This is a genomic window from Lapillicoccus sp., from assembly GCF_039935575.1.
GTDB lineage: Bacteria > Actinomycetota > Actinomycetes > Actinomycetales > Dermatophilaceae > Lapillicoccus.
Genome location: NZ_JBDTKA010000053.1, coordinates 25385 through 36428, shown reverse-complemented (window position 1 = coordinate 36428; position 11044 = coordinate 25385). Strand labels below are relative to the sequence as shown.

12 protein-coding genes and 1 pseudogene are annotated in these 11044 nt (G+C 67.5%); 8 read left to right on the top strand and 5 right to left on the bottom strand.

Annotated features, from left to right (window positions below; all coding sequences use genetic code 11):
- The coding region (locus tag ABI385_RS18480; protein WP_407068236.1) for an NAD(P)H-binding protein at window positions 1–202 on the bottom strand (202 nt) is incomplete at its 3' end.
- Window positions 203–218: 16 nt separating this feature from the next.
- On the opposite strand from ABI385_RS18480, the pseudogene ABI385_RS06620 reads away from it, so the two are divergent.
- Window positions 219–743: pseudogene (locus ABI385_RS06620) on the top strand (recombinase family protein); the annotation flags it as partial.
- A 201-nt stretch (window positions 744–944) separates the two neighbouring features.
- Here the strand turns inward: ABI385_RS06620 and ABI385_RS06615 are convergent.
- A complete protein-coding gene (locus ABI385_RS06615; RefSeq protein ID WP_348102952.1) occupies window positions 945–2387 on the bottom strand; it encodes an FAD-linked oxidase C-terminal domain-containing protein in 1443 nt (480 codons plus the stop codon).
- A 73-nt stretch (window positions 2388–2460) separates the two neighbouring features.
- On the bottom strand, window positions 2461–3660 hold the full coding sequence (gene serA, locus ABI385_RS06610; protein WP_348102951.1) for a phosphoglycerate dehydrogenase: 1200 nt from the start codon (window positions 3658–3660) through the stop codon (window positions 2461–2463).
- 374 nt (window positions 3661–4034) lie between these two features.
- Here serA and ABI385_RS06605 point away from each other — a divergent pair, with 374 nt between their 5' ends.
- Together ABI385_RS06605 and ABI385_RS06600 are read left to right on the top strand one after the other, a co-directional pair.
- Complete coding sequence (locus ABI385_RS06605; RefSeq protein WP_348102950.1) at window positions 4035–4349, top strand: metalloregulator ArsR/SmtB family transcription factor; 315 nt, start codon at window positions 4035–4037, stop codon at window positions 4347–4349.
- Window positions 4346–4954 (top strand): SRPBCC family protein, encoded by a 609-nt coding sequence (locus tag ABI385_RS06600; protein WP_348102949.1) that lies wholly within the window; start codon window positions 4346–4348, stop codon window positions 4952–4954. The genes ABI385_RS06605 and ABI385_RS06600 overlap by 4 nt, the downstream gene beginning before the upstream one ends.
- Here the strand turns inward: ABI385_RS06600 and ABI385_RS06595 are convergent.
- Entirely contained in the window at window positions 4951–6114 is a 1164-nt protein-coding gene (locus tag ABI385_RS06595; RefSeq protein ID WP_348102948.1) for a HAMP domain-containing sensor histidine kinase, read from the bottom strand. The two genes, ABI385_RS06600 and ABI385_RS06595, sit on opposite strands and share 4 nt — an antisense overlap.
- 368 nt (window positions 6115–6482) lie before the next feature.
- Window positions 6483–7226, bottom strand: coding sequence for a response regulator transcription factor (locus ABI385_RS06590; RefSeq protein ID WP_348102947.1), 744 nt, complete (start codon window positions 7224–7226; stop codon window positions 6483–6485).
- Window positions 7227–7522: 296 nt separating this feature from the next.
- Between ABI385_RS06590 and ABI385_RS06585 the strand changes: the two genes are divergently transcribed.
- From ABI385_RS06585 to ABI385_RS06565, 5 genes are read left to right on the top strand one after another with little or no spacing between them, the layout of a single operon-like run.
- Complete coding sequence (locus tag ABI385_RS06585; RefSeq protein ID WP_348102946.1) at window positions 7523–7942, top strand: hypothetical protein; 420 nt, start codon at window positions 7523–7525, stop codon at window positions 7940–7942.
- A gap of 4 nt (window positions 7943–7946) precedes the next feature.
- Window positions 7947–8921, top strand: a complete 975-nt coding sequence (locus ABI385_RS06580) for an FAD:protein FMN transferase (protein ID WP_348102945.1) — start codon at window positions 7947–7949, stop codon at window positions 8919–8921.
- Complete coding sequence (locus ABI385_RS06575; RefSeq protein WP_348102944.1) at window positions 8918–9499, top strand: ferric reductase-like transmembrane domain-containing protein; 582 nt, start codon at window positions 8918–8920, stop codon at window positions 9497–9499. Before ABI385_RS06580 ends, ABI385_RS06575 begins: the two co-directional genes overlap by 4 nt.
- Window positions 9490–10701, top strand: a complete 1212-nt coding sequence (locus ABI385_RS06570) for an NADH-ubiquinone oxidoreductase-F iron-sulfur binding region domain-containing protein (RefSeq protein WP_348102943.1) — start codon at window positions 9490–9492, stop codon at window positions 10699–10701. The genes ABI385_RS06575 and ABI385_RS06570 overlap by 10 nt, the downstream gene beginning before the upstream one ends.
- A complete protein-coding gene (locus ABI385_RS06565) occupies window positions 10698–10952 on the top strand; it encodes a ferredoxin (RefSeq protein WP_348102942.1) in 255 nt (84 codons plus the stop codon). The genes ABI385_RS06570 and ABI385_RS06565 overlap by 4 nt, the downstream gene beginning before the upstream one ends.
- Window positions 10953–11044: the final 92 nt, after the last annotated feature.

Sequence of the window (11044 nt, the reverse complement as noted above, 5' to 3'; positions counted from 1 at the left end):
CAGCATCTGCCCCCTTGATGGCAGCTGCCACTCCAACACCCGAGACCGCGTCGGCGCGAACTTGAACAAGTTGCTCACTGGGTGGCAACCCAAGCGGATCTGAGCGGCGGCTGACCGCCCGCACCTGATGCCCCGCTGCCAGCGCGTCACGACATAACAACCGCCCCGTCGATCCAGCTGCTCCAAAAACGACTACGTCCACCACACACTCCGTTCTAATACGGAATCCGTACTATAGGCGTTTAACGCGTCCTGCGTCGAAAATCTCCAAGGGCGCGGGGCGAGGGGGTCTATCGCAAACGAGGGATTTCGATAGACCACCATCGTCTCGACCCAACTGGGACGTCACCGCAGGTCAACCACTCACAAAATCGCACCCCACAATCAACCTCACGAAACAAGGGTCGTCGACGGGTTTCGATAGGCTCCGCGTCATAGCAGACCTCATTGGCTACGCGAGAGTCAGTACCGCCGACCAAAACCCCCAACTGCAGCTGGATGCCCTGGCCGCCGAGCGCTGCCTGAAGACCTATACCGATACCGCGACCGGCACTCGGACCGACTGGCCACAGCGGAACGCCTGCCTGGCCGATCTACGACCAGGTGACACCCTGGTGATCTGGAAAATTGACCGGCTCGGACGCAACCTGGTCGACATCGTCGCCACCCTGCGCGAACGCGGCGTCGGAGTGAAGTCCCTGACCAACGGGATCATCGACACCACCACCGCCCACGGCACCCTCGTCTTCGGCCGAGTACGAAGCCGCGTTCATCACCGAACGCACCCACGCCGGGCTCGTCGCCGCTCGGGCCCGCGGTCGCCACGGTGGCCGCAAACCCAAAATGACTCCCGCACTGGTCAACAAGGCACAGCGGATGTACGGCCCACGCCAATTCACCATGGCCGAGATCGCCCAATCCTGCGCCGTCAGTCCCATGACGATCTACCGCCACATCACCACCAGCCGCTGACTGACGTCGGGCCCCTTAGCGCTAACGGCTGCACGGATCCTACTCGACCCCCAGATGCCGCGGCCCGGCGACAGGATGTGCTGCGGGTCGAAGGCGTCCTTGACCAGCCGGTGCGCGGCGAGGGTCGCCGGGTCGAGCTGCTTGGGCAGTGCGTGCCGTTTCAGGGACCCGATGCCGTGCTCTCCCGACAGCGTCCCGCCGAGGGCTAGAGCCGCGTCACTGACGCGGTCGAGGACGAGCTCGCCGTGGTCGCGGGCCGCTGCGTCCGCCGGGTCGACGATCACCGAGGGGTGCAGGTTGCCGTCGCCGGCGTGAGCGAAGGTGGGGATCGCGACGCCCTCTTCCCGACTGATCTGCTCGATGGCGAGGAACATGTCGGCGAGCCGCGCAATCGGCACCGCCACGTCCGACGAGACGCGTAGGCCCTCCGCGGACAGGGCCCGGCCCGAGACGCGTCGTGCCTCGAGTAGGAGGTCGCCCTCGGCCTCGTCGACACCGACCGCGCCGGCCGCGCGACATACCTCGGCGGCTGCCGCCGACTCCTCATGGGCCCGCCGCCCGATGAACTGACCGACGAGCACGGCGGCTGCGTCGTCGGTGCTCAGCCCGGTGGGGTAGTGCTTCTCGACGAGGTCGACGCTGAGCCGGTCCATCAGCTCCATTACCTCGGGAACCAGCGCGGTCGCCATGATCGCTGTCACAGCCACCCCGGCCGTGGCGAGGGTCGGGAAGACCGCCCGGAACGTCACCGTGTCGCCGGTCGGCCGCACGACCAGCCGGACAGTGGCCGCGGTCACCACCCCGAGCGTCCCCTCCGACCCGACGAAGAGCCGGGTGAGGTCGTAGCCCACGACGTCCTTGCGCGTGCGACCTCCCGTGGTGATGATGTCGCCGCTGGCCAGCACCACCTCCAGGCCCGCGACGCTGTCGGCCGTCACGCCGTACTTCACACAGCGCAGGCCCCCCGCGTTCGTCGCGATATTGCCGCCGATGGTCGACTCCCGGTAGCTGGCGGGGTCCGGTGCATACATGAGCCCGTATGCCGCTGCCGCCTCGTCGATGTCGGCGGTGACGACGCCGGCCTGCACGTCGGCCAGCCGGTTGGCCGGGTCGATGCCGAGGACGCGGTCCATGGCGGCCAGTGAGACGACCAGCCCGTCGGGGTAGGCCACGGCGCCGCCGGTCAGCCCGGTGCCGCTGCCGCGTACCGAGACCTTGACATGGTGCTGGTTCGCCCACCGCAGGGCGATCACGACGTCGTCGGTCGACCGCGCCGTGACGACCGCTTGCGGGAGCCCGTCGAGGCTCGCGCGTGAGGCATCCCCGCAGTACGCGGCCAGCTCGTCAGGCGCGATGAGAACCCGCCCCGGCAGTGCGCTCAGCAGCGCGTCCAGTGGTCCGGTGCCTGCGCTCACGAGGAGGTCCTTGCAGTCGGGTTCGAGGTTGGTCGGGCGGCCATGCGCGGCGGGCTGACAGGCTGGCCGCAGGTCAGCTCGACCAGGTGCGGAGCCAGACGGCCTCAGGCGAGCGGCCCAACGATGCCAGCGTCGCCTCGTCGAGCGCGATGTCGGTGTCGGTCACGACGTACCCGAGCTCCCCCCGTGTGGACAGGGACTGGCCGACGATGTTGACCCCGGCATCGGCCAGCCTGAGGTTGATGGCGGCGAGCACCCCGGGGACGTTGGCGTGCAGGTATGCCATCCGGAAGCCGCCCGGGGTCGTTGCTGGCAGGACTTCTGGCAGGTTCACGGACAACGCGGTGGCGCCGCTGCCGACGAACTGGTGGAGCTTGGCGGCCACGAAGGCGCCGATCTCTTCCTGCGCCTCCTGCGTCGACCCGCCCACGTGTGGAGTCAGGATGACGTTGTCCAGGCCTCGCAGCGGAGACTCGAACGGGTCGCCCTGGGCCTTGGGTTCGGCGGGGAAGACATCGATCGCGGCGCCAGACAGGTGCCCCGACAGAATGTGGTCGCGCAGCGCCACGTCGTCGACCACCATCCCTCGCGAGGCGTTGATGAACGCCGATCCCGATTTCATCAGGGCGAACTGGTCGGCACCGAACAGGCCCGCGTTGCCCGGTCGTCCGTCCACGTGCAGGCTGACGATGTCGGCTTCGACCAGCAGCTCCTCCAGGGAGCCCACCCGCCGAGCGTTGCCGTAAGCCAAGCGGTCTGCCGTGTCGTAGAAGATCACCCGAAGCCCGATGGCCTCGCAGACGTTGGACAGCTGCGTGCCGATGTTGCCGTAGCCGACGATGCCGAGGGTGCGACCCCGGATCTCGTGGCTGCCCTTGGCAGACTTGTCCCAGATGCCGTCGTGCATGCGTTGCGTCTTCTCGGTCAACCGACGCGCCAGCGCGACGATCTCCCCGAGGACCAGCTCGACAACGCTGCGGGTGTTGGAGAACGGGGCGTTGAAGACGGCCACCCCGCTGGCCGCCGCATCCACCAGGTCGACCTGGTTGGTCCCGATGCAGAAGCACCCGACCGCCAGCAGGTCCGTCGCCGCTTCGAGGACCCGGGAGGTGACCTTGGTGTTGGACCGGATGCCGAGCAGCGAGATCCCCCGCAGCGCTTCGACAAGCTCACCCTCGCTGAGCGATCCGCCGCGCGTCTCGACCTCGAACCCCTCGCGACGCAACGACTGGGTGGCGACGGGGTGGATGTTCTCCAGCAGCAAAACCTTCACAACGACAACATCTCTCGCCTCGACAACGGTGCAGCGAATGGCCGCGACCGCGGGTGGTCACCCCATGAGCGACGCGCCCGGAATGCTCCCGGGTGAGACATGACGATCACCAGAGCACCCCTGACCGCATCTGCGCAGGTCAGGGGCTCACTCTAGAGGTTGGACCAGGGTTCGTCCGAATCGGTTGGTACAGCACCAGTGTTCGTCGTGCCTAGCCTCATCGTGGCCGAACGTGCACCCGGATACACCAACCTCGGATTCCCGACCCGCAACGGCTCAACCTCGACCGAGAGAGCCGACCCCGAGCCCACCGATCTCTTTCATGAACCACAACGGTTCTTGACACTGTCCTCGGTTAGTCGTAACTTGCGTTAGTGATCGCTAACGCAACTGCGCTACTTGACGCGATCGGCGAACCGACCCGACGGACGATTGTCGAACGGCTCGTCGACCGGCCGTCCGCGGTCAGCGACCTGGCCAAGGACCTGCCGATCACCCGGTCCGCGGTATCACAGCACCTGCAGATCCTCAAGACCGTCGGACTGGTCACCGACAAGGCGGTCGGCACCCGACGGATCTACACCGTGGACCCCGAGGCGCTCGCCATCATCCGCGCCTACTTCGACGCGTTCTGGACCCGATCCCTCGCCGCGTTCGCTGACGCGGCCGAACAACCGGAGGACACATGACCACCACCACCGAAACAACGTCAGTCAGCACCGCCGTTGACGTCAACGCACCGATCGAACGGGCCTTCCAGGTGTTCACCGTCGAGATCGGCACCTGGTGGGACGACGACAAACACATCCTCGACGTACCGCTGGCCGAGATGGTCTTCGAGCCCCACGTCGGCGGCAACATCATCGACCGAGGGACCGACGGCAGTGAGTGCCGCTGGGCGCGGGTGCTCGCGTACGACCCACCCCGGCGGGTTTGCTTCAGCTGGGACATCAACACCCAATGGGAGATCGAGACCGACCCCGCCAAGAGCAGCGAAATCGAGATCACCTTCACCCAGATGACGCCCGGACGCACCCACGTGGTGTTGACCCACCGCCATCTGGACCGGCACGGAGACGGCTGGCAGCGCATGCGCGAGGCCGTGAGCTCCGGTTGGAGCCTCACCCGCTTCGCTGACATCGCCGAGCAGACACATTCGAACCGCCACGTTCTGGGACAGACGATGCCCACCGTCAGCGACGAGACCAGGCGTGCCCGCCTCGCCGCGTCGTTTTCTCGCTCGTCAGCTGTGGGGATTCACGGTGGCTCGTGCACGCGCTCGCTCGTGACCTAATGGTCTGCTGGCAGATCATCTTGCCGGCGGGTCAGCGAGACGGGAATGGGTTCGGCTTGCTGTTCAGTGCGAATGGAGCGCGAACGTGCGCGCGGAAGGGTCACTCGGAACGTGGTGACGTCATGGTCGCGTTCTGCGGTGAGCTGTCCGCCGTGGGCGTGGACGATGCCGCGGGCGATGGCGAGTCCGAGTCCGGCGTTGTCGTTGCTTCGGTTTCGGGACGGGTCGGCGCGACTGAACCGGTCGAACAGCGAGGACACCACGGACGCGTCGAAGCCAGGCCCATCGTCGGCGACGGTCACCTCGTCGACAGTCTCGGAGCGGTGAAGGGCGATCGAGACCGTTGTTCCTTCCGGCGTGTGCGTCGCCGCGTTGGTAAGCAGGTTGGTCACGACCTGCGCAAGCCGGTATGGATCTCCTTGGGTGAGAACGGTTTGGCGTGGCAGATCGAGCCGCCATCCGTGGCCCGGAGTACGAGCCCGAGCATTGGTCACGGCCTCGACGACGATCCGGGTCAGGTCTACCTCCGTGCAGTCCAACGGGCGGCCGGCATCGAGGCGGGTGAGCAGCAGGAGGTCGTTGACCAGCCGACCCATCCGCTCCGACTCGCTGTCGATGCGGTCCAGGGACGCGTTGACGGGTTCGGGAAGCCCCGGTGTCATGCGCGCGAACTCGGCATGGGCGCGAATGGTCGCAAGGGGTGTGCGCAGCTCGTGGCTGGCGTCTGCGATGAAGAGCCGAAGCTGCTCCTCAGTGGCGTGGCGGGCCCGGAGCGAGGCCTCGACGTGGTCGAGCAGGTGATGAACCGCCAGCCCCACCTGTCCCACCTCGGTGCTGGGGTCGGTCGGGAGGTCACGGTCGCCGAGGTCGACATGCCCGGCGTCCAGTGGCTGGTCGGAGACCTCGACGGCGACCCTGGCGACCGCCGTGAGGGGACGCAGCGACCACCGGACAAAACTCATGCTCGCGATCGCACCGGCGATGACGATCACCAGGAAGCTGACCAGCTCGATGACGGCGACCCGAGCCAGGGTCTCGTCAACCGGGCGCAGCGGCAGCCCGGTGACATGGACGTCACCGTCTCGCCCCGCAGTGGCGATGATTCGATAGTCGTCGAGCGTCTGAAGCTCCAGAGTGACCGGAACACCGTTGGGCACCACCGAGGCAATGTTCTGAACATCCGCTGTCGTCAGGAGAATCGGCTGGTTCGAACCATCTGGTCGGACTACCGCCGCCGTGACGGGTACACCAGAAATGAGTCGCACTCCGAGTGTGCCGACCGACTGCCCGGGAGCTGTCCCAGCGTTGTCAGCGTCTGGTTCGCCGGCCCCAGGATGCTCGAGGCTGACGCTGTACCGCCCATTCGCATCGACCAGGAGCGCGTCGAGGCGATCCATCAGGAACCATCGCAGAGCCAGAGCTGTCGTGACGGCAACCGCCAGACAGGCCGTCACCAACAGCACGAGAAGCCCGGTAGTCAGGCGGGATCGCAAGGTCCGGGGCCGTCGGGCCGACAGGTGTCGGAGCCTCATTCGCAGGCCTTGATCTGGTAGCCGGCTCCTCGCCGGGTATGGATCATGGGGGCCCGGCCGGCGTCGATTTTCTTGCGGAGATAGCTGATGTAGAGCTCGACAATGTGGATCTGACCGCCGAAGTCATCACCCCAGACCTGATCCATGATCTCGGTCTTGGACAGGACACGTCGAGGGTTGGACATGAGGTACTGCAGCAAGGAGAACTCGGTGGGGGTCAGCTCGACGTACACTCCCCCGCGGTGAACCTCCCGTGAGTCGAGGTTCATGCGGAGGTCTCCGACGACGAGCTCCTCGACACCACCCGGATCGGCCACCCCCACCCTCCTCAGCAACGCGCGTACGCGGGCGATGAGCTCTTCGAGGCTGAACGGCTTGCTCAGATAGTCGTCCGCTCCGGCCGTGATGCTGCCGATCCGATCCTCGACACCGTCACGGGCGGTGAGGAAGATGACTCTCACCGTCAGGTCGAGGCTGGTCAGGCGTCTCAGGGTCTCGAGGCCGTCGATGTCGGGCAGCATCATGTCGAGGATGACGACGTCCGGCCGGAAGGTCGTGGCAATGGTCAGCGCCTGACGACCTCCGTATGCCGTCTGCGCGTCCCAGCCCTGAAGTCTCATCACGCTGGTGAGGACATCGGCCAGGCTCTGCTCGTCGTCGACGACCAGCACGCGCAGCGGGGAGCCGTCTGCGCGGGTGAGTCGACCCCTGCCGGGGTCGCCCAGTTGATGTTCTGACATCTCGCTCACCCCTCAGCGCGTCCAGATGGCAAACTCCCGCCGCGAGACTGACGGCCTCGAGTGGGCTGGCGGCGCGCCGTGGTGCTGCGGACAGCATCGCATTAGCGGGGCGGCGCGCAACGCTGAGAATCCTCTGAACCCGCTGTGCGCGTTCGGGCGACTGCGGGCGGCCCGCAGATCAGGCGAATACCCTCCCAGGCGATTCAGAAGGTTTCCAGACAGTCTGGCTTGCTCGCGCTGTCAGGATACGACGGTACCGACGGCGCCGCCGTACCCCGACCCGACCAGAGGCCGCCATGACACCCGACCAGCTCAGAGCTACCGGCCGACGCCGGGTGCGAAACGTCACCACCATCGTCGCCGGACTCGCGCTGACCGGGTCGTCGGCCGTCGCAGTGGGGCTGGGTCACGAGCACCAGGCAGCGTTGACAGCGTCATCCGCGGCGGCTACGGCTCAGCAGCAGACGGCCGCCCAGGCGAAGACAGCTCAGTTGGCCCGCGACCAGGCCGCTGAAGTGGACGCCCAAGCCGCCGCCGCACAAGCGGCCACTGTCCAGGCCGCAGCGGCACAGGCTGCCGCCCGCACGGAGGCCGCGAAGCAGCAGGCTGCCGCTCAGGCTGCCGCCGCCCAGCAGGCTGCCGCCGCCCAGAAGGCTGCCGCTAAGTCACTGTCATCCAGCACTAGCACCCCGGTTGCCCAGTCGTCGGGGTCCTGACACTGTGGCGTCCACCAGCACGGCCCACTCGGTCGATCCACCCGGGTCCGTCGACTACGGATCGCAGGAGTGGTCGGCGTGGTCGACGGCCATCAAGGTGGTCACCACCGAACCCGGAGCCGTCGTGGAGGCCCGGCGCATTGTCGAGAGCTGGATCGAGCGAGTCGATCTTGCAGCCAGCCGGTTCAGGCCGGACTCGGAGACGTCCCGGCTCAGTCGGGTGACGTCGAAGGCGGGAGTCGACCACGAGATCTCGCCGCTGTTGGCCGAACTGGTCGAGACGGCACTGGTTGCCGCCCGGTTGACGGATGGCTCGGTCGACCCGACGCTCGGGACGTGCCTGGAGGACCTCGGATACGGGCGTGACATCGCGGATGTCGTCGTCGCCGGGGGCACGATGCCAGCCGTCCCCGCCGGCCAGGGCACCGTCTGTCTCTCGCGGCGGTCGACGTGGCGCGACATTCGCTTGGAGGGAAGGCATCTCCAGATGCCGGCGGGAGTGCTCCTGGATCTCGGGGCCACCGCGAAAGCGTGGACCGCGGACCGCGCCGCCACGCATGCCGCCGCGGCCATTGGATGCGGCGTGCTCGTCAGTCTCGGCGGGGACCTCCGCGCTGACGGTGAAGGCCCACCCGACGGGTGGCCGATCCTCGTCCAGGACGGTGACGACCAACCGTCGACGACCGTCTGCCTGACTGGCGCACAGGCGATGGCGACATCGTCCACGCTGCATCGCACCTGGTGGCGCGATGGTGACCGTTTCCATCACATCGTGGATCCCATGACCGGCATGAGCGCGGATCGCGTGTGGCGCACGGTGTCCGTGGCCGCAGCCACCTGCGTCCTGGCCAACACCCTGACCACCGCCGCCGTAGTCCGCGCGAGCAGCGCGGTGGAGTTCCTCGCCAGCCACGGGGCCGCGGCCAGGCTGGTGGCGGACAACGGCACCGTGCATACGGTTGGGGGCTGGCCGGCGTGACGAACGCACTGTGGTACCTCGGGCGCGGGTTCGGCGTCAGCGCGGTGGTGCTGTTCTCCGTCTCCGTCGTCCTCGGCATCGTCGTTCGCAACGGGCGCGCGTTGACCGGGTTGCCCAAGTTCGCCGTGGTGGCTCTGCACCGCACCGTGAGCCTGACCGCGCTCGGGTTTGTCGCGCTGCACATCACGACCCTTCTCTTCGACCCCTACGCGCAGCTGCGGCTCACGGATGTCCTGATCCCATTCGATGCGCCGTACCGCCCCCTCTGGCAGGGCCTTGGGACCCTGGCGTTCGACCTGGTAGTCCTGCTCGTGGTGTCCAGCCTGCTGAGAGACCGCATCGGACGGCGTGTTTGGCGCGCCGTGCACTGGCTCGCGTATGCCTTCTGGCCGCTGGCGGTTGCCCATGCCATCGGCAACGGAACCGACGGGACGAGCGGATGGCTGCTGGTCCTCACCGGCGGCTGCCTCGTGGCGGTGGCTGGCGCGGTCGGCTGGCGAGTTCTCTCCAGCCAGGAGGACGTCGAGATTCTGGTCGTGCCCGCACCCGTCGCGCCCACAGGCGTGCCATGGACGTGACCGTCTCGACGACGCCCCTGGCGGACTGTGCCAGGCTGAGCTTCGCCGAGCATCTCGACACGCTCGGCGAGCTGCCTCGCCTCGGCCAGGGTGAGCTCATCGAGGCCGTGGCCAGCGCCGGTCTCACCGGCCGTGGCGGCGCAGGGTTCCCGGTGTCCCGCAAGCTCGCCGCTGTGGCCGATGGGTCGCGTCCCGTCGTGGTCGCGAACGCCGCCGAAGGCGAGCCGGCCAGCCGCAAGGACCGCTACCTCTTGAGCCACAGCCCCCATCTGGTCCTCGACGGTGTCCAGGTCGCCGCAGCGACCGTTGGCGCCCGGAGAGCGTATGTGTACGGGCCGCGAGATCTCCTCGAGGACTGCGTACTTCCAGCGATGGCTGAGCGGAAAGACCGCGTCAAGGTCATCCCGTTCGTCGCGGAAGACGCGTTCCTGTCGGGTGAGGAGTCAGCTCTCGTCTCGGCCATAAACGGCAACCTCGCCCTGCCGACAACCACCCCTCCCCGCGTGTTCACCCAGGGAGTCCGGGGGCGGCCGACGCTGGTCCAGAACGTGGAGACCTTGGCCAACCTGGCGCTGATCGCCCGGTTCGGACCCGCCTGGTTCCGTGAGCGCGGTACGGCGGACGAACCGGGGAGCCGACTGGTCACAGTGTCGGGCGGCGTCGCCCGCCCTGGAGTGCTCGAGGTCGAGGGTGGCGCTCGAATCGAGTCCATCATCGATGACGCGGGCGATCTGATCGGCGCGGCGTCGGCCGTTCTCGTCGGGGGTTTCCATGGTGGCTGGGTTCCTTGGGCGGATGTGCATGCCGGACTACGTCTCACCCGATCCGACCTGCGCCCCTACGACGCCTCCCCTGGAGCCGGCGTACTGGTGGTCCTGCCGAAATCAGGGTGCGGACTGCGCTACTCGGCCCGGGTTCTTGAGTTCCTTGCCGGTCAGAACGCCGGCCAGTGCGGCCCGTGCGTCAACGGCTTGCCGGCCCTGGCAGACACCATGACCCGGTTGGCCCGAGGGCGCGCGTCCACTCAAATGGAGTCAGACGTCGAATGGCTGTGCCGTATCACCGAGACACGAGGCGCCTGCCACCATCCGACCGGAACGGTGCGGCTGGCGCGTAGCACGATGCGAACCTTCAAGGACGAGGTACGGCGACACCGAGAGGGCCTCTGCACGGAACGGCCTCGCACCGGGGGCGGGAGATGACCACGCGACTGGTCATCGACTGGGTCGCCTGCGAAGCGCGCGGGGTCTGCACCGAGCTGATCCCCGAGATCGTGACCGCAGATCCGTGGGGCTATCCCCTGCCAGTGACCGGGGAACGGGACCCAGTCGTTCCGAGGGCTCTCATCGAGCACGCCCGAACGGCAGTCAAAGAATGTCCTCGGATGGCGCTGCGACTCAGCCATGAGCGTGAGCCTGCATCCATGAGAGTGGACCGGACCGCCGAGGACTAGCGAAACCGCGCCCGGACCGGGGACGACGAGCTGCGCGGGTGCGACGCCGGGAACCGCGGTCGCGTTCGACGAGAGCATCGACAGGGATCCGA